Source organism: uncultured Methylovirgula sp. (assembly GCF_947646745.1).
Classification (GTDB): domain Bacteria; phylum Pseudomonadota; class Alphaproteobacteria; order Rhizobiales; family Beijerinckiaceae; genus Methylovirgula.
On the sequence record NZ_CANSHK010000031.1, the window covers coordinates 14,664 to 35,247 of the forward strand.

Consider the following 20,584-nt stretch of genomic DNA (forward strand, 5'->3'; position numbering starts at 1 on the left):
AGTGTAATTTTAGTTAATGGCGTAGCTTCCGCGGCTTAGCCGATGCCTGAGGCCAATCCTTATCTGTCCTCGCGGGCAGCAAAAGTGGCGCCGTTCGGGGCCTTGGCGATCAAGGTGTCGATCCGGTCGCGTTCGCGGCTGAAGAGGGTCAGCATCTTGCCGTCGAATTCGCGCGTCTGGGCGAGGCGGACCCGCATCGGATCGACGAAATGGCCGTTGATCAAAACTTCATAATGCAGATGCGGGCCGGTCGCGAGGCCGCTCTCGCCCAGATAGCCGATCACCTGGCCCTGATGCACGCGCGCCCCGTCCGCAATGCCGCGGGCGAAGCCGGACATGTGATTATAGGTCGTCATATAACCGTTGGCATGCTGGATGACGACGCGCCGGCCATAGCCCGAATCCCAGCCGGCTGAAACGATGACGCCATTACCGGCGGAAAAGATCGGCGTACCGATCGGCGCCGCCCAATCGACGCCGCTGTGCAGCCGCGTATAGCCGAGGATCGGATGAAAGCGCATGCCATAAGGCGAGGTCATGCGCGCCCCGACAATCGGCGTGCGGATCAGGAATTTGCGCGAAGACTTGCCGTGCGGGTCGTAGAAATCGACCTGACCGTCGTCCGGCGTCTGGAAGCGGTAATAGCGGAAGGTTTCGTTGCGGGCGACGATCGAGGCATAGAGCAGTTCGTTGCGATGCTCGCCTTCTTCGCCGTTGTCGTAGAAGGCTTCGAAGGAATCGCCGCCGGTCACCGGGCGCTGGAAATCGACGTCATTGGCGAAAATGCGCACCAGGTCGTCGATAATGGGCTTGGGAATATTCTGTTTGAGGGCGGTCTCGTAAAGTGAATCGTAGAGCCGCATGCCGCCTTCTTCGTCGTCGCCATTGTTGTTGGCGGCGGGCTTTTCGTCGGCCTCTTCGTCATCGTTGTCGGTGACGCGGACATAATCGCCGCGGTCGGTAATGGCGACGGTCGATTCCAGCGTTTCGTCGTTGTAGACCGAAAGCCGGGCCAGCGTCAGCGTCTTGCCGGAACCGTCGAGATCGGCCAGCAGCAATTTCAAGCGCCGGCCTTCCGGTACCGTCGGCGTGCCGGGCTTCGGCGCAAAAGCATTGGCGACGGCAACGATCGTCGCCTCGTCGATACCGGCACCGCGCAGCGCCTCCTCCAGCGTCTGGCCGTGGCGGATGACGATCAGCCGCTCTTCCATCTCCGTCGGCTGCTGCAGCGACGAGGCGCGTGGCACGACGGTCACGTTTTCCGGCACCATCCGCACCTGGATCTGCGAGAACGGAGACGAGGAAAGGGGATCGTTGGGATTGGCATAAGGCAGGGCGTCGAGCGCTTCGGCGCGGCTCGTCCGCATCAGAAGGAGTTGCGGCGGCAGGGACAATTGCTCGCCGCCGGCGGTCTGCTCCGATTTGACCGCCTCGTCGACCTGGGCCTCGACCTCGGGCAAGGACAGGACCGCGGTTTGCGACAGTTTGTCGGTCGGCAGATCGTGCACCGAGAAAGCGACATCCGCGTCACCCTGATCGGTAATGACCGGCTCGTTGACCGGACTGCGCGCATCAGCGAGGAGCTTCAGCGGATCATAGGGCGGGACTTCATCGGCAAAGCCCGCCTCGGTCGTGACCAGGGTCGTCGCCACATGGGTGAAGGAATGGACGCGGACGACTTCCTTGTCGCCGACCTTGATCGTCGTCGGCTCCTTGAAGGTTTGCTTATCGGCGACGATGTCGATCGTCTTGACCAGCCGGTCGCCCTTGCTCGGGTTGATGCCGGTTTCCGCCTCTTTGTGGGTGATCAGCGCCGGCACCGGCGCCTCGGCGAAATTCGATTGCCAATCGAGCGCGGCGTAGATGGCCGCGCCGATCAGGGCCGCGCCGGCAAAGGCGGTCAGGATCGTGCCGCCGAACCAGCGGATCGAGACGCGCCGCCGGTCGAGCGGACTCTGGCGATGGCCGCCGACCTCGATCGCGGGCTCGAGCCCGAGGTCGCCGACCGTCTGCGATAGATCGAGACGATTATGCGCGGTCAGCGTATCCATACGCCCGACAAGTTCCCCTCATACTGGCGAGCCGGCGGCACTTTAGGCTCTACCGGCCATCCGGCCAATTGCCTTGCAACGTGGCGCATTATTGTGCGGCAGTGGTTTCGCCGCCGCGATGGCGGCCGAGCGAAACGCGCGATTTGCTTGATTGGCTCACGAAGCCCCCGGAAAATGGCTCAAATGCGGCGCTGGCGCTTGGCAATCGCCTTGGCGGACAAGCTTGGGGGCGATCTGGGGGCGATCTTGGCGGCGAGCTGGGCAATGGCGGTTGACAGATTGGGCCGCCGCCGCTAATCCTGCCCCCGACGCGCGGCTAATGCCGCGTTTTTTCATTGGAATCGGGCGACCAGCCCGGATTTCCGTGAACCAAGCCCCATAAACTGCCAAAAAGCCGGCCGGGGATCGCTCCGAGCCGGGTCGAACACGAGGCAAAAGATGTTCGCAGTGATCAAGACCGGCGGCAAGCAATATAGCGTCGCTGCCGACGATGAAATCGTGGTCATGACCCTCGCCGGCGCGCCGGGCGATGCGGTGACCTTCGACAATGTTCTGCTGCTCGTTGATGGCGAGACGACCAAGTTCGGCGCGCCCTTTGTCGAGGGCGCGAAAGTGACCGGCACGATCGTCGCGCATGAACGCGGCCCGAAGGTTCTGGCCTTCAAGAAGCGCCGCCGGCAGAACTCGAAGCGCAAGCGTGGCCATCGTCAGGATCTGACGCGGGTGAAGATCACCAGCGTCGCCTGAGCCGCATAATCGCGAAAGGTTGCAGACCTTTCGGCCAGAGATTATGTCGGACTTAGCCAAAAGTAGCGGTTCCGCCGCGGGCGGAAAGGTTTTAGAATCCAAAGGTCTTCGGATGCGGCCGGCAGGCGGTCCAAGGCTGGAATATCGGAGCCAGAAGAATGGCGCATAAAAAGGCAGGCGGCTCGTCCCGCAATGGTCGCGACTCGGAAGGCCGACGTCTCGGCGTCAAGAAGTTCGGCGGCGAATCGGTCGTCGGCGGCAACATTATCGTGCGCCAGCGCGGCACCAAGTGGCACGCGGGCGCCAATGTCGGCATGGGCAAGGACCATACCTTGTTCGCGCTCACCGACGGCACGGTAGAATTTAAATCGAGCGCGACCTGTCGGGCCAGCGTGTCGGTCATTCCGGCCCAAGGCGCCGAAGCCCAAGAATAACGGTGGTTTTCGCAAGGACTCCACCGGCTCCCAGCGAACCCGGTGGACACGTCCGCAGCCCCGTCAGGCTAACGTCAGGTCCCGAAAAACCCGGCAGGGTTTTTGAATAGGGGGAGGTGGGAGACCACTTTCCCCTTTATTTTTGGACCCGGCAGGGTCCCCGGAGATCAAAATGTTCCCGGACCTGACTCGCGACGATGTTTTCCGCCTCGAAACCCGGCGCCTGTGGCTGCGCTGGCCGCGCACCGCCGATGCGGCGGCGATCACCGCCTTTGCATCGCTGCCGGAAGTGGCGCAGATGACGGCGGCGATCCCGCATCCCTATCCGGCGCAGGAAGCCGACCGCTTCATCTTCCAGGCGCGGGCGGATAATGCCGCCGGCCGGGCGCTGCATCTCGCTCTCACCCGCAAGAATAGCCCGCGCGCCGTCTTCGGCCTCATCTCGGCCATTGCTGACGGGCCGCAGGAGGTCGAACTCGGCTATGCCGTCGCGCCGGAAATGTGGGACCAGGGCTATGCCACCGAGGCAGGGCGGATCGTCATCGACACAATCTTCGCGCTGACCCCGGCAACGCGAATCGTCGCCAACACCCGCGTCAACAACCCGGCCTCGCGCGCGGTGCTGGAGAAGCTCGGCTTCGCCTATCTCAATACCGGCCTCGATCCGCTGCCGGCGCGCGGCGGGCTGCATCCCTGCGACCGGTTCCGGCTCGAGCGGGCGGCCTGGCGCGCCGCATGCGGCCTGCGCGCCTTGCCCGCCATGGTGCACCAGCGCGACGGCGAGCGCCTCGCCGATCCCAAAGCAGCCGTGCACGAATATTGACCAGCGGCGGGATTTGGCTGAAAGCCAAGTCCCGCTGGTAAGTCCCGTTGGTCAAGCTCCCCATGAAATTTCTCGACGAAGCCAAGATTTATGTCAGGTCCGGCGCCGGCGGCGCCGGCTCCGTCTCGTTCCGGCGCGAGAAATTCATCGAATTCGGCGGTCCGGACGGCGGCGACGGCGGCCGCGGCGGCGATGTCGTCGCACTCTGCGTCGCGGGCCTCAACACCCTGCTCGACTATCGCTATCAGCAGCATTTCAAGGCCAAGACGGGCGGCCACGGCATGGGCAAGAACCGGGCGGGCGCCAAGGGCGGCGATGCCGTGCTGAAAGTGCCGGTCGGCACCGAAATCTACGATGCCGACGACGGCCAATTGATCGCCGACCTGACCGAGGTCGGCCAGAGCGTGCGCATCCTCAAGGGCGGCAATGGCGGCTTCGGCAATACGCATTTCAAATCTTCGACCAATCGCGCGCCGCGCCGCGCCAATCCCGGCGAGCCGGCGCAAGAACGTACGCTGATCCTGCGGCTGAAGCTCATCGCCGATGCCGGGCTCGTCGGCCTGCCCAATGCCGGCAAATCGACCTTTCTCGCCACCGTCTCGGCGGCGAAACCCAAGATCGCCGATTATCCCTTCACGACGCTCGCGCCGCAGCTCGGCGTCGTCGCCTGCGACGGGCGCGAATTCGTCCTCGCCGACATTCCCGGCCTCATCGAAGGCGCGCATGAAGGCGCTGGCCTCGGCGATCGCTTCCTCGGCCATGTCGAGCGCTGCGAAGTGCTGCTGCATCTCGTCGATGCCGGCAGCGAACACGCCGGCAAAGCCTATAAGATCGTGCGCCACGAGATCGAAGCCTATGAAGCGGGGCTTGCCGAAAAGCCGGAGATCGTTGCCCTCTCCAAGGCCGAGACGGTCGATGCCGAGACCTTGAAGACGCAGATGGATCGGCTCAAGCGCGCAGCAAAGCGCAAGCCGATCGCGCTCTCCTCCGCCACCGGCCAGAACGTGCAGGAGGTTTTGCGCGCTCTGCTGAAAGAGATCGAATCGACGCGCCAAGGCGAACCCGCGCCGGCGCAAGAGTGGCACGCATGACGCTCGCCGAGACGTCGCAATTGACCCCCAAGCTCGTCCAGTTCCGCCGCATCGCGATCAAGGTCGGCTCGTCGCTGCTCGTCGATCCCGGCGCCGGCGAAGTGAAGCGCGACTGGCTCGCGGCGCTCGCCGCCGACATTGCCGGGCTGCACAAGATCGGCGCCGACGTGCTCGTCGTCTCTTCCGGCTCGATCGCGCTCGGGCGCAGCGTGCTGGGGCTTCCGGGTGGCGCGCTAAAACTCGAAGACAGCCAGGCCGCCGCCGCCGTCGGCCAGATCGCACTGGCGCGCATCTGGTCGGAGGTTCTGGGCGCGCATGGCATCAAGGCCGGCCAGATCCTCGTCACCTATCACGATACGGAAGTGCGCCGGCGCTATCTCAATGCGCGCGCGACGATCGAGCGGCTGCTCGACCTGCGCGCCGTGCCGGTCATCAACGAGAACGACACGGTCGCGACCTCCGAAATCCGCTATGGCGACAACGACCGGCTGGCGGCGCGCGTCGCCACCATGGCCTCGGCCGATCTTCTCATCCTGCTCTCCGATGTCGCCGGGCTTTACGACGCCCCGCCGGCGGAAAACCCCGGCGCCCGGCTGATCCCGGTCGTCACCCGCATCACGCCGGAGATCGAGGCGATGGCCGGCGGCGCCGCCTCCATTCTCTCGCGCGGCGGCATGCGGACGAAGATCGAGGCCGGCAAGATCGCCACCGGCGGCGGCACCCATATGCTGATCGCCGACGGGCGCATCGCCCATCCCGTCGCGCGCATCGAACAAGGCGGCCTTTGCACCTGGTTCCTCACCGGCTCGACGCCGGTGACGGCGCGCAAGAAATGGATCGCCGGCACGATCGAAGTGCGCGGCGCGCTCACCGTCGATGACGGTGCGGCGAAGGCGCTCGTCTCCGGCAAGAGCCTGCTGCCGGCCGGCGTCAGGAAAGTCGAAGGCGATTTTTCCCGCGGCGATTGCGTCATCATCCGCGACGCCGACGGCCATGAACTCGGCCGCGGCCTTGCCAATTACGATGCCGACGAAGCAGCCAAGATCGCCGGGCACAATTCAGCCGAGATCGAGACCCTGATCGGCACGCCCGGCCGCGCGGCGCTGATCCACCGCGATGATATGGTGCTGAAGGGGGATTGATAATTAGCCCCAGAGCGCTGCCCACGGCTTAACATGCGCCCACCATTCAGCCGGTGACAGAATGCGCAAGGGCAATGGCGGCAATCGATCTCGTTTTTTCAAAATCGTCTTCCTATCGCGTGTACAAAAGACGTCGCACGTCAGACCTATTGCGTGCGCAATTAGATCTCGATCGCCAACATCCGGTAATGCGGAAACGAAATGCGAATCTCGTAATCTGCGTCCAAAATCAGTCGCGAATTCCAAATCTTCGGGCACCAGATTCTGGGTTAACAACACCCCGTATTCCATCAAGTCGCGCCGAAACTCGGAGTCGTTGGTGGCCGCGAGTTCTTCTAACGTTTTTGGTGAACAAAGAATGTCCCATGGCGCTCGACCACCAACATAGAAAACATGCATTAGTGCTTCGATATCCACTGCTAGTGTCTCGTCGACCTCTACGGGAATTGGCTCCCCGTCGAAAATTTGAGAGCTGTATTTTGTCAAAGTATTTATTACGCTCGTATCGAGAAATATTCGCAGTGGAACCGCTTTAAACGGATAGCGCTTACAATCCGCTGCGTGTTGCAGCTCGCTACGATACAATACGTACTTCTTTCGTGCAGGGTCCCAAGATTCGATTCTCATATTTATAACATATCTAAAATTTGCAGATGCAAATAGCCCACCGCGCGTCATGGCCGGGCTTGTCCCGGCCATCTACGCCGCGCGGCATCAAATCAGATCGTCATAAAGATCGCGCCAGTCTGGATTGAGATCGAGAATAAGCCGCACTTTCCAAGCGCGCGGCCAATGCTTCATGGTGCGCTCGCGTTGAATCGCGTCGCGAATATCCTCATAGCGCTCCATGAAGACGAGCCGCTTTAAGCTGTACCGCTTCGTGAAACCTGCATATAAACCTTCGCGGTGTTCGAAGGTGCGGCGTGTCAGGTCGCTCGTCACGCCGATATAGAGCGTGCCGTTTGGCCTGTTCGTCATGATGTAAATCCAGCCGCCCCGCATCGCACCAGGTTGAACCGCGTGGATGGCCGGGACAAGCCCGGCCATGACGGCGCCCAGGTTCGAGGCTTTCGCAATGCGACACCTGATCCGCCTTCTGCAGCGCGCGGCGATTTTGGCGCTTGGCGCCTTGACGGTCTGGCTGATCGTCTTCGTCATCTTCCGCTTCGCGGATCAAAAACTGCCGCTGATCCTCGCGTTCAGCGCGACCTATCTCGCGGCGGCCTATGTCGTGCTGCCCTATGCGGTGCGCATGGGCCTCAAAATCCTCAACCGCAAGCATGTGCCGGCCTATACGATGACCGGCGACGGCCTGCCGGGCGATCCGGTCAATCTCGCGCTCGTGGGCGACCTCGCGCAACTCACCGCGGCCTTTGCCGCCGCCGGCTGGTCGGGCGCCGACCCGCTCGGCCCCAAAAGCGCATGGGGCATGGTCCGGGCCTTCGTGTTCAACACGCCCTATCCGACCGCGCCCTTCAGCCCGCTCTATCTCTTCGGCCGCAGCCAGGACATCGGCTTCCAGCAGGCGATCGGCGACAGTCCGCGCCAGCGCCATCACGTGCGCTTCTGGGCGAAGAGCTTGGCGCAGACGCAAGTCGACGTCACGAACCCGCGCTTCTGGCTCAACAAAGACAGGCCGGACGAGAGCGAGCGCGTCGTCTGGCTCGGCGCCGGAACGCGCGACACCGGATTTTCGCTGACGCGGCTGACGTTCCAAGTCACGCATGCGACGGATTCCGACACCGATCTGGAGCGGACCCATATCATCGATGCCTTGACGGCCTGCGGCATGATCGGCGCGGCGGCGCTCTACAAGGCCGGCCATCACCTGCCGGCCAACGTCAACCATTACGTCACGGATGGCGATGTCGCGGTGGCGGAACTTGCGGGTGTCAGCTCCAGGCGCACGTGAAGCGTCGGCGGCTCCCGCCGCAGCACCATCGGCAGGCCGCTGTGCTGGAAGACATGCAGCATCGGGATATTGTCGGCGAGGATTTCGGCTTCGAGGTAAGTGAGCCCGTTGGCGCGGGCGATCGCGGCGATATGCTTCATCAGAAGATTGCCGATGCCGTGCCCCTGATAGCCGTCGACGATGGTGAAGGCGAGTTCGGCCGAGAGCGGCGGGTCGGAGCCGTCGAGCGCGAAATAGCTGACGCCGCCGATGATCATCTCGTCCGCGCCCGCGCCGATCGTGACCAGCAGCGCCGCATCGCGGCGGAAATCGACGCCGGTGATCTGCGCCAATTCCGCGTCGGTGACCTCGGCGCGATATTCGAAGAAGCGCGCATGGACCGTCTCCGGCCCGAGCCTATGGAAGGCGCGGCGGATTTTTGCGCCGTCGTCGCGGCGCACCGCGCGCAGGGTGACGGGCGTGCCGTCGTCGAGCGTGACGGGCAGCGCGAAGGTCGAAAAATCGGGCCGTTTGGCGGGCATGCGCCTTGAATATAAGCATGGGCTGCGGCGGACGATTGGGCAAATCGCACGAGGCCGCGGCCCATGTTAAGCTCAGTGGCCATGCCGGATGACCCCGCCCTGCCCCGCGCCTGCGGCGCCTGCTCGCTCTGCTGCAAGCTGCTGCCGATCGCGGCGCTCGATAAGCCGCACGACCGCTGGTGCATGCATTGCCGGCCGGGCGCCGGCGGCTGCACGATCTATGACAGCCGGCCGCAGACCTGCCGCAGCTTTTCCTGCCATTGGCTGGCGGATGCGTCGTTCGGCGACCATTGGGCGCCGCTGAAAGCGAAAATGCTGGTGCAGGTCGCGCGTGTCGACGACGCCGCCTATGAATGTTTCGTCGATGTGCATGTCGATCGCGGCGGCGCCGATGGCTGGCGCGAAGAGCCTTATGCCGGGGATCTGCGCCGCTTCGCCGCCGCGCCGCGCACTTTGGTCCGCGTCTTCCAGGGCAGCCGTACGTTCATCGTGCGGCCGCATGAGACGCTCGAAGTCCGGCGCGGCTGAAAGCCTCAGCTCTTCTTCACATAAAGCGCGCACCAGCCGGACGGGCTGATCGTGCCGTCGACGACCTGGCAGGAGCTTGGTGCCTGGAAATGCGCGCAGCCATCGCAGCGCTGGTCGCCCTTGGGCGAATTCTGATATTGCGCCGCCGCCTGTGTGATTTTCTGCTGCGCCCGCGCCCGCATCGGCATCAGCCCGACAGCGGCGGCACTGGCGACAAAGGCCGCGCCGCTGAGCAGCATCCGGCGCGACAGCGCCTCGCTCTCGAGCGCCTGAGCTTGAACGCGACACGAACTGGGTCTGGAAGTTTTCATCGGCTGGCTCCTCCGCGTTTCCGTCGGCGGCGAGGAACGATGCTTTTAGAACAGCTATAAATTCCCCTCGCGCGGGCGTTAACGCGGCAGGAGGCGTCCGGTTCCGCCATCGCGCCGGTTACGCCGGCGCCTGCACCCGTTCGCGCAGATGCTTGCGCCAGACATAAACGGCAAGGACCGCGACGGGCGCGCCGATGAGCGCGGTCGCGACGAAGAAATTGGTGAAGCCGAGCCGTTCGATGAGAAAGCCGGACGTGCCGGCGAGGAAACTCCCCGGCAGCGCGCAGAGCGACGTGAGCAGCGCATATTGGCTCGCGGCATACTCCGTCGCGGTCAGCGTCGACATATAGGTGATCAGCACGATCGAGGCGAAGGCATAGGCGAAACTGTCGATGCTGACCGTTGTCGCGAACAGCCAGAATTCATGCCCGTGGCCGCCGTGGGCGGCAAGATAGGCCAGCGCCAGATGCGAGGCCGAGGCGAAGACCGTCCCGATGATCAGCGTCGCCATGAGGCCGATGCGGGTGATGACGAGACCGGCGAGAAAGGTGCCGCCGAGCGCGACCCAGAAGCCGAAGATCTTTGTCACCGTGGCAATGTCGGAATCGGAATAGTGCAAATGCTTGAACAAAGGCATCGCCATCGCGCTCGACACATAGCCCGGCATGCGGAAACCGGCGACGAGCAGCAGGATCGGTATGCCCATCGGGCCGAGACGGGTGACGAGTTCCTTGATCGGCGCGATGATCGTCTCGATGATGTTGCCCGCCGCGGCATGGGCCTTGAGATCCGAGGGCGGCTCGGGCGCGGCGAGTGCGGCGATCATGCCGGGCGCCATGCAGGCCGCCATGCAGAGATAGGCGGCGCGCCAGCCATAGGCATCGGCGAGATAGAGCACGCCGGCGCCGGAGACGAGATTGCCGATGCGCCAGCCGATCTCCGACCAGGACGACATGAGGCCGGCGCGCTCGGCCGGTGCCACGGTGATGCGCCAGCCGTCGATGACGATATCCTGGGTTGCGCCGGCAAAGCCGAGCGCCAGCGAAAAGACGACGGTCCAGGCGAGCCAATGCGCGGGATTGCCGAAGGCGACACCGGCCAAGGCCAGCGTAACGCCGATCTGCGACACCACGATCCAGCCGCGGCGGCGCCCGAGCAGCCGGCTGAAGAGCGGCGCGTCATATTGGTCGAGAAACGGCGCCCAGACGAATTTGAACTTATAGGCAAGCGTCAGCTCGCTCATCAGGCCGAGAATGCCGAGCGGCACTTTGGCTTCCGAGAGCCAGGCCGATTGCGTGACATAGACGAGCAGGAACGGAATGCCGGAGCTGAAGCCGAGGCCGAGCATGGCGCGGATGCGCGCGTCCGCGACGAGATCGCGCAGCGACAGCGCGTCCTTCGGCTTCGAGGCTGAGATTTGCTCCTGCATGAAGGTTTCCGGCTTCTCGCCGCATCGTTAGCGGGTTTTTCTGACAATTGCCCGTTCTTCGCCGCAGGCCGCGCGTTGGCGACGCCCGGCGGACGCACCGGTGCCGTTCGGTTTGGGATTTTCCATTTTGCGGAGGCGGCCGGCCATGCGGATCGCTTGAACCTGCGATCCGCGTGTATGCGGCGCTATGCGTTAGGCTGCAGCGGCCATGCGCCGGAGATGCGCCGTCACGCCGCCGCTCAGTTCATCCCGGCGACGACCACCAGCCGCTTGACCTCGCCGGCGCGATAGGCGTCGAGAAAGGCTTGGTAATTGCGGAACGAGATGCAGCCGTTGGAATCGCCGCGCGGCCCGAGCATGAATCGATGGGCAAGGAGGCCGACGCGGCCGTAGGGGTCGCCGCCGACGGGGATCAACCTGAGTGCGGCAACACCGTGGAAGAGTTGTTCGCGCGGCCGCAGATCGTAGATGCCGGGCGGCGTCGGGCCGCGCATTTTCTCGCGGACATAGTGCGGATCGTCGAAAGCTTCGCCAAGTCCGGAATGGGCCTCAAGCCGGCGCCCGTTCGGCAGGTAGACCGTGTGGGTCGAGATATTATAGACGGCGGTAAATTGGTCGTAGGGAACGACGGCGGCCGACGGCCGGGTTCCTTCGACGACGCCATCTTCCGATTCCGCGTAAGCCAGCGCCTGGCCGCTTGGATGGTTGATGCCGCCGAAAAGCTTGTCGAAGAAGGAATTATGCCCCGGCGGCGGCTCGGGGGTGGCGGCGGCGACTTGGGTCGTTTGCCTCGGTTGCGGCGCTTGGCGTACGGCGACGCGGGCATGATCTTCGGCTTCGGGCACGACCAGTCCCGAGGGACGCGGCGCCGGCAGCGGAACACTCGAAACCGTGTGCGAGGACGGCGGCAGCGGTGCATTGGCAGCGAGATCCTGATCGGGAAGGACATTGTCCTTCGCCGGCGTCTCGTCTTCGGCCGAAGCCACTTCATCGCCCGGCAGATGCGTTGTGGTCAAAGATTGCGGCATTACCGGCGGCAGCGGCACGGAGGCGACTTGCGCCGGCGCCGGGGCCGCCGCGATTTGCGGCGCCGAGACGGCTTCCGGATCGGGACCGAAGGTCGGCGCTAAGGGCGCGCTCTGCGCGAACGAGGCGCGCGCCGCCTTCAGCGAAAACGTCGGATCGATAAAGGGGCTGTAGACATTGGCCGCGACACGTTCGGGCGCAGCAGGCGTTTCAACGGCTTGGGCGACTTGCGGCTTGACGAACTGCGGCGCTTCGACCGTCGGCGCCTCGACGGGGAGTTCGACCACGCGGAACTGCGCATCGGGATGGACGTAGATGATCCAGGCGCCCGCCAGAATCGCAAGGCCAAGGACAATCGCGCCCGGCGCGGCCTCGGAGATAACCCTGCGGAAAAGCCCCCGTCGATTATAGGAGGCAAAATCCTGCGGTGCGTAAGTCCAGTATGTCATCCACCCCGCGTCCTGTACAACTTCACTCTGCGCCTTCTTGCTTGCCTGGACGTGACCCCCTCGCGGTGGTGTCCAGGTTGCCGAGGCCTTATTTGAGGACGTTTTTAGTTAAATGCCGATTAAAGACCTTCCCTTCACGATACGTCTGATTACGGCATTGGCAGGGCAAAGCCGCCAGCAAGTCCGGAGGGCGGGCAAATAAGCTCTCTCAATTGATCTGCGCCCCCGTACGCCAGCCTTCCAAAAAACCGCCAAGCGGACAAGCGGGGAAGCCGCCGAAAGACGGGTCTGCCGGCCACGGGAGGGCGGAAAGCCGGTCACCGCGGCAGCGATGCAACAGTTAGACAAGGAATCTGACGTTTTTGGCCCCGTGCGCCGGCTTAAAACTCGACTTCGAGTTCGGCCATTTCCTCGGGTTCGGCCTGGGCCGCCGCGATCCAGGCCTGCATCGGCGGCCAATCCATGATCGTCGCGCAATAGGCCTTGGCTGCGGGATCGAGCGGGACGTTGTAGGTGATGAAGCGCGTCGCGACCGGCGCATACATCGCATCGGCAATCGTCGGCGTCGGGCCGTAGAGGAACGGACCGCCCCAGCGCGTCAGGCATTCCCGCCAGATCGTCTGGACACGATCGATGTCCGGCTGCGCACCGGCGAAGATTTTGAAATTCTGATGCCGCGCCTTCAGATTCATCGGCAGCGCCGAACGCAGATTGTGGAAGCCGGAATGGATCTCGCCGGAGATCGAGCGGCAATGCGCCCGCGCCGCCTGATCTTTGGGCAACATGCCTGCTTCGGGATGGCGCTCCGCGAGATATTCGGCGATGGCCAGCGTATCCCAGACGCTCACATCGCCTTCGGACAGGCGCGGCACCAGCACCGACGGCGCCAGAAGCAGCAATTCCGCCCGGTTCGACGGATCGTCGAGCGCGACAGGCCGTTCCTCCACCTCCAATCCGGCGAGCTGGCACAGCAGCCAGCCGCGCAACGACCAAGAGGAGTAGTTCTTGCTTGAGATGGTGAGGACAGGCGCCATGACCGCTCCTGAACGCGAACGGGTGAATCTTTGAGCACACGCCGATGTTGCGGCGCAAAATGAAAGACCCTAGCCTTGAAGCACATGTTGTACCGCGCTTATCAAGCCTACACGGAGGCCTCTGAACCCTTCCGCATGATGGCCCGCGCCGGCTTGAGCTTAGGGCCGCTGTTCACCGGCATCAGCGAGGCCGGCTTCGGCAAGCATTATACGGCGGCGCTCGAATTGATCGCCCGCACCCGGCTCTCGCACGCGCGGCCCGACTATCGGGTCGAAAGCGTTCTCGTCGATGGCCGGCCGGTGCCGGTCGACGAGAAGATCGTCGCCTCGCTGCCCTTCTGCGATCTCGTCCGCTTCACCAAAGAGAGCGCTGCAACGCTGCCGAAAATGCTGGTGGTGGCGCCGCTCTCCGGCCATTTCGCCACGCTCCTGCGCGAGACGGTACGCACGCTCGTGCGCGATCACGAGGTCTATATCACCGATTGGAAGAACGCTCGCGACGTGCCGCTTTCAGAAGGACCGTTCGGCTTCGACGATTATGTCGATTACGTTATCGACTGCCTGGAGCTCATCGGGCCGGGCGCGCATGTGCTTGCCGTCTGTCAGCCTTGCGTGCAGACGCTGGCGGCGGTGGCGGTGATGGCCGAGCAGCGCCATCCCGCGGAGCCGCGCAGCATGACGCTGATGGCCGGCCCCATCGATGTGCGGGTCAACCCGTCGAAGGTCAACGAGCTTGCGACCGCGAGGCCGATCCAATGGTTCGAAGACAATCTGATCGCGCATGTGCCGGGCCATCTGCCCGGCGGCGGGCGCCGCGTCTATCCGGGCTTTGTCCAGCTCACCGCCTTCATGTCGATGAACATGGATCGCCACATCAAGGCGCATCGCGATCTCTACGAGCATTTGAGCGCCGGCCGCGAGGCGGAAGCCAAAGCGATCATGACGTTCTACGACGAATATTTCGCCGTGCTCGATCTGCCGGCCGAATTCTATCTCGAGACCGTCAAGACGGTGTTTCAGGACGCGGCGCTGGCGAAGGGCGAACTCACTTATCGCGGCCAGAAGGTCAATCCGCGCGCTATCCGCCGCACCGCGCTGCTCACCGTCGAAGGCGAGCGCGACGACATCTGCTCCGTCGGCCAGACGGCGGCGGCGCATCGCCTCTGTGATGGGCTGCGGCCGCATTTGAAGCGGCATCATTACCAGGTCGGCGTCGGCCATTACGGCACATTCAGCGGCCGGCGTTGGAACGGGCAAATCTATCCGGTGATCCGCAATCTGGTGCTCGCGATGGCCTGAAGCGGCCACTCCGCGCGCCGATCGAACTGAAGGAGGTTGGACATGACAGAAGGACATGCCGCGGTTTTGGAAAAAGATTTCACCCCGCCGAAAGAGCACGAAACACAATTCTCACATGTCAAACCCGGCGACACCGAATTCAAAGGCGAGGGCTTGCGCGACTTCTTCCTCTATCGCGACCTCGGCATCGCCAAAGCGACCAACGGCAAGGTGATCGCGCATCTCGTCAAGGCCAATCTGCCGCCGACCACGGGCACCGGCTGGCACAAGCACATCGCCGAGTTCCAGATCGTCATCATGACCAAAGGCTGGGCGAAGTTCATGTATGAAGACAAAGTGACGCTCGTTTCCGCCGGCGATGTCGTGCATCAGCGGCCCGGGATCACGCATTATCTCTTCGATTATTCGCCGGACATGGAATATCTGGAAATCGTCAGCCCGGCGGACTTCGGCACGGTCGAGGCCGAAGCGCCTTGCGCGGTTCCCGCACCGACGCCTTGGGAATGAGCCGCGAGAATTTCACGCGATACATGCGGTTGGCCGGCAGCGATGCGCCGGCCGGCCCAGGCGCGGATTTTTTGGTTTTTTTGAATCGCGGTTAACGCGACCATCCACACTTTTCTGCGGCGTCTTTTTGCGCCGCAAGCATGCGCGCTCACGGTAGGCCCGGGGCGCTGGCGGCCATGTTTTCCAATCTCCGAGCGTAGGCAGGGCCGCAAGTTGAAGCCTGCGCGACTCGACTTCGCCGGGAGCGCGACGCACACTCCGCGCCGGCGAGCGCAGATTCGGCGCTTCGTTCCCAAACGCCCGTCACCGGAGTCCTTCCGGCCAAGAGGCGATCTTCCAGCGACTGTCTTTCCAGCGACTCATGAGGTGGCTTATGCAAAACGATCTCGTCAGGCGCGTCGCCGCCGAGTTTTTCGGTACGTTTTGGCTCGTGTTCGGCGGCTGCGGTGCTGCCGTTCTCGCCGCGACCTTCCCGCATACCGGCATCGGCTTTGTCGGTGTCGCCTTTGCATTCGGCCTCACGGTTTTGACCATGGCTTATGCCGTCGGCCATATTTCCGGCGGCCATTTCAATCCGGCGGTGACGGTGGGTCTTTGGTCGGCCGGCCGTCATGTCTCGGAACTCGTGGTTCCCTATATCATCGCCCAGGTCGTCGGCGCGATCGTCGCCGCGGCGGTTCTGCATGTGATCGCGTCCGGCCAACCGGGCTGGGTCGCGGGCGGCTTCGCCTCCAACGGCTATGGCGATCTGAGCCCGGGCAAATATAGCCTCGGCGCCGCGGCGCTGACGGAATTCCTGGCGACCTTCTTCTTCCTCTTCATCATCATCGGTTCGACCTCGAAGGGCGCCGCGGCGGGTTTTGCCGGCATTCCGATCGGCCTCGGCCTGACGCTCATTCACCTCATCACCATTCCGGTGACCAATACGTCGGTCAATCCGGCGCGCAGCACCGGCCCTGCGCTCTTCGCCGGCGGCGCGTATATTTCGCAACTCTGGCTGTTCTGGCTGGCGCCGCTCGCGGGCGCGGTCATCGCGGGCCTGCTTGCCCGCTGGCTCTATGAGCCGGAAAGCATCGCCGGCACGATTGTGGTCGAAGAGCGCCGCGTCGCGTAATAATATGTCTTGTGCGGGGGACGTCATGGCCGGGGATCGCGGCCATGGCTCCCCCTGTGTCCGATCGGGGGAAGTAAAATGGGTTGGCACGTTCGATATATCGACCAAGCGCTCAAGCACGAATTGCTGTCACAGGAATGGGGTACCGAGGAGGAAGCCCTGGAAGACGCATGGAATCTGGCGCAGCAGGACGGGATCGAAATCACCGCCGTCGAAGGGCCGGACGAAGAGATCGTCCCGATGGAAGACGTGCAGGCCTGGTTCGATCACCGGATGAAAAAAGAGGCCGGCCCGGCTTGAGCGTCGCTGCCTGCGAGGAAATGACTGATGTTGCCGCTTTACCGTTCTCTGGCCTTGCCCTTGCTGCTCGCAGCGACGCCCGTCCTGGCGGCGGAGCCGCTCGGTTGTGGCCATTTCAAATGGTCGCTGGATCATGAGAAGGAATTGCTTGCCAAGCCGAGCGCCACGACGTCCGGCGGCGCTGCCACGCTCGGCACCGGCGAAAGTCTGACGCTTGCGCCGCAAAAGACCGCCAAACTGCCGCACGATCCGTCACGGCCGCCGAAATTTCCCGATACCTATGCCGGCTTCGTTACTCTCGCCGCGCCCGCCAGCGCCGGCACCTATCGCGTCACGCTCTCGCATGGCGCCTGGATTGATGTCGTCCAGGACGGACATGTCCTGAAAACGATCGATCACACGAGTGCGAGGGGCTGTGCCGGCCTCGCCAAGAGCGTGAAGTTCAATCTTGCCGCGACACCCTTTACCGTCGAAATCAGCAGCAGCACGGTGCCGTCGCTCGCGCTGGTCGTCACGCCGGATTGAACAGGCCTGCGGAAACGAGGCCCGGCGAAAAAAGGCGGACGATATCGGTCGGCTCGCGCAGATCCGTTCCGCGGAGGCAGAGGCGCGGCACGCTAACTCTGTAGATGCGCAATGCGCTCCGGCACCGGCGGATGCGAATAATTGAACAAAGTGTAGAGCCAATCCGGTGTCAGCGTCGCGAGATTGTCGCGGGTCAGCTTGGTGAGCGCCGAGATCATCGGCGCCGCACCGGTCATCGATTTGGCAAAAGCATCGGCCTGAAACTCAGCCCGGCGCGACAGATAATTCGTCACCGGCGCAAAGAGGCTGGCAAACGGGCCAATGGCGGTCATGACGATCATCAGCACGAGGCTCGGATCGTTGGGCAGATGGAAGGCCGCCGGCAATGTGCCGGCGGCAAAGGCCCAGTGCAGCACGGCAAAGACGACGAGCGCCAGCGCCGCGCTCTCGCCGATCTTCTGAATCACATGGCCGAATTTGTAATGGCCGAGCTCATGCGCCAGAACCGAAAGGATTTCGTCGCCCGTATGCTTCTCGAGCAAAGTGTCGAAGAAGACGATGCGTTTGGCTTTGCCGAACCCGGTGAAATAGGCATTGCCATGCGCCGAGCGTTTCGACGCATCCATGATGAAAAGGCCGTTCGATTCGAAGCCGCATTTTCTGAGCAGCGCCTCGATGCCTGACTTCATCGGTCCGTCCGCCATCGGCGTGAATTTGTTGAATAGCGGCGCGATGAAGGCCGGATAGATGACGATCATCGCTACCATGATCGCCATGAGCCCGATCCAGGCGAAAATCCACCAGAGATTCGGCAACGCCCGCAGCAGCGCGAAAAGCCCATAGAGCAGCGGCACGCCGAGCGCGAGCTGCAAGGCGGCGGCTTTCACCTGATCGAGCGCGAATGTCGCAGCAGTCGTGCGGTTGAAGCCGAACTTGGCCTCGAGCTTGAAGGTTTTGTAGATCGCGAACGGCAATGTCAGCAGATAGGAGAGCGCCGCGACGAGGACCATTGTCGCGACGCTGCGCGTCAGCCCGGCGGGAACATGGGCGGCGACGAAATCAAAAAGCGGACGCAAGAGAAAGCCGAGCCACAGCAGCGCGAGCCCCGTGTCGTAGATCGTCTCGATGGCGGAGAGCCGCGTTCGCGCGACGGTATAATCGGCGGCGCGCTGGTGCTCTTCCAAAGTGACAGTCGATGCGAAGGCAGCCGGCACGCTGCCGCGATGCGCGAGCACCGCGGCGGCCTGGCGGCGGTCGAGATAGATGTTCAAAAGTCCCGACAGGACGATGGCGGCGAAGATCAGAGCGGCAATGGCGGTCATGCCGCCTATTTAGGACATCTGCGAAGCAGAGGCGAGGCCCCGATGCGCCGATCCGAGCCAAGGGAAGCGGATTGGGAAACGGATTGAACGGAACCCGGCCGCGATATACCGTGCCACGATATATCGAGGCAGCGGAACGCGATGACGAGCGAAAAAAGGCGCGAAGAGAAGAACCATCCGGCGTTGCATCCGTCGCAAGAAGATTACGAAGCGCTTTCGGATTTCCGCTACTCGATCCGCTGTTTTCTGGAGTTCAGCGAGAATGCCGCGCGCAACGCCGGGCTGACGCCGCAGCAGCACCAAGCCTTGCTCGCCGTCAGGGGTTTCCCGCACGGCACTGCGGTGACGATCGGCGATTTGGCCGAGCGGCTGCGCATTCGCCACAACAGCGCGGTCGAGCTTACCGACCGACTGGTCGAGGCCGACCTCATCGTGCGCAGTCCCGACGCGCTCGACAACCGCCGCGTGCTTTTGAGCCTCAGCGACACCGCCATCGCCATTCTGTCGGAGCTTTCAGCCGTCCATCTCGATGAACTCTCGCGCTTGCGGCCGGTGCTGAAGGGCATCCTGCGGCGAATTTAGCCGGCCTCCCAGGCGCTGCCGTCATAAGCTGCGAATATCACTGGCAAATCGAGATCGATTTGCCAATCTTGGCGGCGCCCCTGGGCGCGCCGGTCAAATTGTTTATATTAGGCGTGCCAATGGCCGCGATGAAGAAAGATATGGACCTCAAACTCGTACGCAAGAACGAGCCCGGCGACATCCGGGCCCTGATGCTGTCGCTCGGCCAAGCCGCGCGCGAAGCCGCGCATGGGCTCGCCCTGGCGCCGACCGAGGCCAAGAACAAAGCGCTGCGGGCCGCGGCGGAGCAAATTCGCGCCATGGCGGCGGACATTCTCATCGCCAATGCCCGCGACATCGCCGAAGCGGATGCGAATAATACGGCCGATTCCTTCCTTGAGCGGCTTGCGCTCGACGAAAAGCGCGTCGAGGGCATGGCCAAGGGTCTCGAAGAGATCGCCGCTTTGCCCGACCCGGTCGGACGCGTGCTCGCGCGCATCGAGCGGCCGAACGGCTTGCTGATCGAGCGCGTCGCAACGCCGCTCGGCGTCATCGGCGTCATCTTCGAAAGCCGTCCTTCGGTCGCGGTCGATGCCGGCGCGCTCTGCCTCAAGTCCGGCAATGCCGCCATCCTGCGCGGCGGTTCGGAGAGCTTCCATTCCGTCTCGCTGATCCACCAATGTCTGCAGGCGGGCCTCAAAACCGCCGGTCTGCCGGCGGCGGCGATCACGCTCGTTCCGGTTAAGGATCGCGCCGCCGTGGGCGAAATGCTCGCCGGTCTCGACGGCAATATCGATGTCATCGTGCCGCGCGGCGGCAAGAGCCTCGTCGCGCGTGTCGAGGCCGAAGCGCGCGTGCCGGTGTTCGCCCATCTCGAAGGGCTGGTGCATATCTTTGTCGATCGCGACGCCGATCTCACCAAAGCGCTCACCATCCTGCGCAATTCCAAGCTGCGGCGGACCAGCGTCTGCGGCGCGGCGGAAACGCTGCTCGTCGATCGCGCCGGCGCGACGACACATCTTGCGCCGCTCGTCACGATGCTGCTCGATGCCGGCTGTGCGGTGCGCGGCGATGCCGCGACCCAGGTCGTCGATCCGCGCGTGACCGCCGCCACGGACGAGGATTGGCGGCGCGAATATCTCGATGCGATCATTTCGGTGCGCGTCGTTGACGGGCTCGACGCGGCGCTGGCGCATATCGCGCATTACGGCTCGCATCATACCGATTGCATCATCACCGAAAACGGCAAAGCCGCAGAGCGTTTCCTCAACGAAGTCGATTCGGCGATCGTCATCCACAATGCCTCGACCCAATTCGCCGATGGCGGCGAATTCGGCTTTGGCGGCGAGATCGGCATCGCCACCGGGCGCATGCATGCGCGCGGCCCCGTGGGCCTCGATCAATTGACGACCTTCAAATATCGCGTCCACGGCAACGGCCAGATCCGGCCCTGAGCGT

At 63.6% G+C, this 20,584-nt stretch carries 23 protein-coding genes; 14 read left to right on the forward strand and 9 right to left on the reverse strand.

The features are described from left to right. Nucleotides 1-59: 59 nt before the first annotated feature. Entirely contained in the window at nucleotides 60-2,051 is a 1,992-nt protein-coding gene (locus Q0025_RS10335) for a M23 family metallopeptidase (RefSeq protein WP_297298688.1), read from the reverse strand. Nucleotides 2,052-2,489: 438 nt separating this feature from the next. On the opposite strand from Q0025_RS10335, the gene rplU reads away from it, so the two are divergent. From rplU to proB, 5 genes are all read left to right on the forward strand, one after another. Then, a complete protein-coding gene (gene rplU / locus Q0025_RS10340) occupies nucleotides 2,490-2,798 on the forward strand; it encodes a 50S ribosomal protein L21 (protein ID WP_297298690.1) in 309 nt (102 codons plus the stop codon). 158 nt (nucleotides 2,799-2,956) lie between these two features. Then, on the forward strand, nucleotides 2,957-3,232 hold the full coding sequence (gene rpmA / locus Q0025_RS10345; RefSeq protein ID WP_297298692.1) for a 50S ribosomal protein L27: 276 nt from the start codon (nucleotides 2,957-2,959) through the stop codon (nucleotides 3,230-3,232). Nucleotides 3,233-3,404: 172 nt separating this feature from the next. Continuing rightward, complete coding sequence (locus tag Q0025_RS10350; protein WP_297298695.1) at nucleotides 3,405-4,055, forward strand: GNAT family N-acetyltransferase; 651 nt, start codon at nucleotides 3,405-3,407, stop codon at nucleotides 4,053-4,055. Nucleotides 4,056-4,117: 62 nt separating this feature from the next. Then, nucleotides 4,118-5,146, forward strand: a complete 1,029-nt coding sequence (obgE, locus tag Q0025_RS10355; protein WP_297298697.1) for a GTPase ObgE — start codon at nucleotides 4,118-4,120, stop codon at nucleotides 5,144-5,146. Further along, nucleotides 5,143-6,288 carry a glutamate 5-kinase gene (gene proB, locus Q0025_RS10360; protein ID WP_297298699.1) on the forward strand — a complete coding sequence of 382 codons (1,146 nt, stop codon included), beginning with the start codon at nucleotides 5,143-5,145 and terminating at the stop codon, nucleotides 6,286-6,288. The genes obgE and proB overlap by 4 nt, the downstream gene beginning before the upstream one ends. A 3-nt stretch (nucleotides 6,289-6,291) precedes the next feature. Here the strand turns inward: proB and Q0025_RS10365 are convergent, their stop codons facing one another. After that, nucleotides 6,292-6,873: a hypothetical protein gene (locus Q0025_RS10365; RefSeq protein WP_297298702.1), complete on the reverse strand. Its 582-nt coding sequence runs from the start codon at nucleotides 6,871-6,873 to the stop codon at nucleotides 6,292-6,294. Nucleotides 6,874-7,002: 129 nt separating this feature from the next. Beyond that, nucleotides 7,003-7,335: a GIY-YIG nuclease family protein gene (locus Q0025_RS10370; RefSeq protein ID WP_297298704.1), complete on the reverse strand. Its 333-nt coding sequence runs from the start codon at nucleotides 7,333-7,335 to the stop codon at nucleotides 7,003-7,005. Between Q0025_RS10370 and Q0025_RS10375 the strand changes: the two genes are divergently transcribed. Next, nucleotides 7,334-8,200, forward strand: a complete 867-nt coding sequence (locus Q0025_RS10375; RefSeq protein ID WP_366939445.1) for an LssY C-terminal domain-containing protein — start codon at nucleotides 7,334-7,336, stop codon at nucleotides 8,198-8,200. The genes Q0025_RS10370 and Q0025_RS10375 overlap by 2 nt on opposite strands. On the opposite strand, the gene Q0025_RS10380 is transcribed toward Q0025_RS10375, so the two are convergent. Beyond that, the gene (locus Q0025_RS10380; protein ID WP_297298706.1) at nucleotides 8,137-8,721 is read right to left on the reverse strand and encodes a GNAT family N-acetyltransferase; all 585 of its coding nucleotides are present in this window, start codon (nucleotides 8,719-8,721) and stop codon (nucleotides 8,137-8,139) included. The genes Q0025_RS10375 and Q0025_RS10380 overlap by 64 nt on opposite strands. A 63-nt stretch (nucleotides 8,722-8,784) precedes the next feature. Here Q0025_RS10380 and Q0025_RS10385 point away from each other — a divergent pair, with 63 nt between their 5' ends. Further along, nucleotides 8,785-9,249, forward strand: a complete 465-nt coding sequence (locus Q0025_RS10385; protein ID WP_297298708.1) for a hypothetical protein — start codon at nucleotides 8,785-8,787, stop codon at nucleotides 9,247-9,249. 5 nt (nucleotides 9,250-9,254) lie between these two features. Here Q0025_RS10385 and Q0025_RS10390 read toward each other — a convergent pair whose 3' ends face one another. The 4 genes from Q0025_RS10390 to Q0025_RS10405 all read right to left on the reverse strand — a co-directional run bounded on the left by Q0025_RS10390 (nucleotide 9,255) and on the right by Q0025_RS10405 (nucleotide 13,498). Continuing rightward, nucleotides 9,255-9,560, reverse strand: a complete 306-nt coding sequence (locus Q0025_RS10390; protein ID WP_297298711.1) for a high potential iron sulfur protein — start codon at nucleotides 9,558-9,560, stop codon at nucleotides 9,255-9,257. A 118-nt stretch (nucleotides 9,561-9,678) separates the two neighbouring features. Then, entirely contained in the window at nucleotides 9,679-10,989 is a 1,311-nt protein-coding gene (locus tag Q0025_RS10395; protein ID WP_297298713.1) for an MFS transporter, read from the reverse strand. A gap of 239 nt (nucleotides 10,990-11,228) precedes the next feature. Then, nucleotides 11,229-12,464 carry a tlde1 domain-containing protein gene (locus Q0025_RS10400; protein ID WP_297298715.1) on the reverse strand — a complete coding sequence of 412 codons (1,236 nt, stop codon included), beginning with the start codon at nucleotides 12,462-12,464 and terminating at the stop codon, nucleotides 11,229-11,231. Between the two features lie 380 nt (nucleotides 12,465-12,844). Then, the gene (locus tag Q0025_RS10405; RefSeq protein ID WP_297298717.1) at nucleotides 12,845-13,498 is read right to left on the reverse strand and encodes a glutathione S-transferase family protein; all 654 of its coding nucleotides are present in this window, start codon (nucleotides 13,496-13,498) and stop codon (nucleotides 12,845-12,847) included. Between the two features lie 84 nt (nucleotides 13,499-13,582). Here Q0025_RS10405 and phaZ point away from each other — a divergent pair, with 84 nt between their 5' ends. From phaZ to Q0025_RS10430, 5 genes are all read left to right on the forward strand, one after another. Beyond that, on the forward strand, nucleotides 13,583-14,797 hold the full coding sequence (phaZ, locus tag Q0025_RS10410) for a polyhydroxyalkanoate depolymerase (RefSeq protein WP_297298751.1): 1,215 nt from the start codon (nucleotides 13,583-13,585) through the stop codon (nucleotides 14,795-14,797). A 42-nt stretch (nucleotides 14,798-14,839) separates the two neighbouring features. Beyond that, on the forward strand, nucleotides 14,840-15,304 hold the full coding sequence (locus Q0025_RS10415) for a cupin domain-containing protein (RefSeq protein WP_297298719.1): 465 nt from the start codon (nucleotides 14,840-14,842) through the stop codon (nucleotides 15,302-15,304). Between the two features lie 373 nt (nucleotides 15,305-15,677). Then, nucleotides 15,678-16,418 (forward strand): aquaporin Z, encoded by a 741-nt coding sequence (gene aqpZ / locus Q0025_RS10420; RefSeq protein ID WP_297298721.1) that lies wholly within the window; start codon nucleotides 15,678-15,680, stop codon nucleotides 16,416-16,418. Nucleotides 16,419-16,496: 78 nt separating this feature from the next. After that, the gene (locus tag Q0025_RS10425) at nucleotides 16,497-16,718 is read left to right on the forward strand and encodes a hypothetical protein (protein WP_297298723.1); all 222 of its coding nucleotides are present in this window, start codon (nucleotides 16,497-16,499) and stop codon (nucleotides 16,716-16,718) included. A 27-nt stretch (nucleotides 16,719-16,745) separates the two neighbouring features. Further along, a complete protein-coding gene (locus tag Q0025_RS10430) occupies nucleotides 16,746-17,243 on the forward strand; it encodes a hypothetical protein (protein WP_297298726.1) in 498 nt (165 codons plus the stop codon). Between the two features lie 92 nt (nucleotides 17,244-17,335). On the opposite strand, the gene Q0025_RS10435 is transcribed toward Q0025_RS10430, so the two are convergent. Continuing rightward, entirely contained in the window at nucleotides 17,336-18,565 is a 1,230-nt protein-coding gene (locus Q0025_RS10435; RefSeq protein WP_297298728.1) for a M48 family metallopeptidase, read from the reverse strand. A gap of 141 nt (nucleotides 18,566-18,706) precedes the next feature. On the opposite strand from Q0025_RS10435, the gene Q0025_RS10440 reads away from it, so the two are divergent. Both Q0025_RS10440 and Q0025_RS10445 read left to right on the forward strand, forming a co-directional pair. Then, the gene (locus Q0025_RS10440; RefSeq protein WP_297298729.1) at nucleotides 18,707-19,147 is read left to right on the forward strand and encodes a MarR family transcriptional regulator; all 441 of its coding nucleotides are present in this window, start codon (nucleotides 18,707-18,709) and stop codon (nucleotides 19,145-19,147) included. Between the two features lie 140 nt (nucleotides 19,148-19,287). Further along, on the forward strand, nucleotides 19,288-20,580 hold the full coding sequence (locus tag Q0025_RS10445; RefSeq protein WP_297298731.1) for a glutamate-5-semialdehyde dehydrogenase: 1,293 nt from the start codon (nucleotides 19,288-19,290) through the stop codon (nucleotides 20,578-20,580). Nucleotides 20,581-20,584 lie beyond the last annotated feature (4 nt).

Coding starts and splice junctions, on each gene's coding strand:
- phaZ (WP_297298751.1), top strand. CDS start 13,583: ATGTTGTACCGCGCTTATCAAGCCTACACGGAGGCCTCTGAACCCTTC.
- Q0025_RS10380 (WP_297298706.1), bottom strand. CDS start 8,721: ATGCCCGCCAAACGGCCCGATTTTTCGACCTTCGCGCTGCCCGTCACG.
- Q0025_RS10430 (WP_297298726.1), top strand. CDS start 16,746: ATGTTGCCGCTTTACCGTTCTCTGGCCTTGCCCTTGCTGCTCGCAGCG.
- Q0025_RS10370 (WP_297298704.1), bottom strand. CDS start 7,335: ATGGCCGGGCTTGTCCCGGCCATCCACGCGGTTCAACCTGGTGCGATG.
- Q0025_RS10375 (WP_366939445.1), top strand. CDS start 7,334: ATGACGGCGCCCAGGTTCGAGGCTTTCGCAATGCGACACCTGATCCGC.
- obgE (WP_297298697.1), top strand. CDS start 4,118: ATGAAATTTCTCGACGAAGCCAAGATTTATGTCAGGTCCGGCGCCGGC.
- Q0025_RS10440 (WP_297298729.1), top strand. CDS start 18,707: ATGACGAGCGAAAAAAGGCGCGAAGAGAAGAACCATCCGGCGTTGCAT.
- rplU (WP_297298690.1), top strand. CDS start 2,490: ATGTTCGCAGTGATCAAGACCGGCGGCAAGCAATATAGCGTCGCTGCC.
- rpmA (WP_297298692.1), top strand. CDS start 2,957: ATGGCGCATAAAAAGGCAGGCGGCTCGTCCCGCAATGGTCGCGACTCG.
- Q0025_RS10415 (WP_297298719.1), top strand. CDS start 14,840: ATGACAGAAGGACATGCCGCGGTTTTGGAAAAAGATTTCACCCCGCCG.
- Q0025_RS10405 (WP_297298717.1), bottom strand. CDS start 13,498: ATGGCGCCTGTCCTCACCATCTCAAGCAAGAACTACTCCTCTTGGTCG.
- Q0025_RS10350 (WP_297298695.1), top strand. CDS start 3,405: ATGTTCCCGGACCTGACTCGCGACGATGTTTTCCGCCTCGAAACCCGG.
- Q0025_RS10385 (WP_297298708.1), top strand. CDS start 8,785: ATGTTAAGCTCAGTGGCCATGCCGGATGACCCCGCCCTGCCCCGCGCC.
- Q0025_RS10445 (WP_297298731.1), top strand. CDS start 19,288: ATGGACCTCAAACTCGTACGCAAGAACGAGCCCGGCGACATCCGGGCC.
- Q0025_RS10390 (WP_297298711.1), bottom strand. CDS start 9,560: ATGAAAACTTCCAGACCCAGTTCGTGTCGCGTTCAAGCTCAGGCGCTC.
- Q0025_RS10395 (WP_297298713.1), bottom strand. CDS start 10,989: ATGCAGGAGCAAATCTCAGCCTCGAAGCCGAAGGACGCGCTGTCGCTG.
- Q0025_RS10335 (WP_297298688.1), bottom strand. CDS start 2,051: ATGGATACGCTGACCGCGCATAATCGTCTCGATCTATCGCAGACGGTC.
- Q0025_RS10400 (WP_297298715.1), bottom strand. CDS start 12,464: ATGACATACTGGACTTACGCACCGCAGGATTTTGCCTCCTATAATCGA.
- Q0025_RS10435 (WP_297298728.1), bottom strand. CDS start 18,565: ATGACCGCCATTGCCGCTCTGATCTTCGCCGCCATCGTCCTGTCGGGA.
- aqpZ (WP_297298721.1), top strand. CDS start 15,678: ATGCAAAACGATCTCGTCAGGCGCGTCGCCGCCGAGTTTTTCGGTACG.
- Q0025_RS10425 (WP_297298723.1), top strand. CDS start 16,497: ATGGGTTGGCACGTTCGATATATCGACCAAGCGCTCAAGCACGAATTG.
- proB (WP_297298699.1), top strand. CDS start 5,143: ATGACGCTCGCCGAGACGTCGCAATTGACCCCCAAGCTCGTCCAGTTC.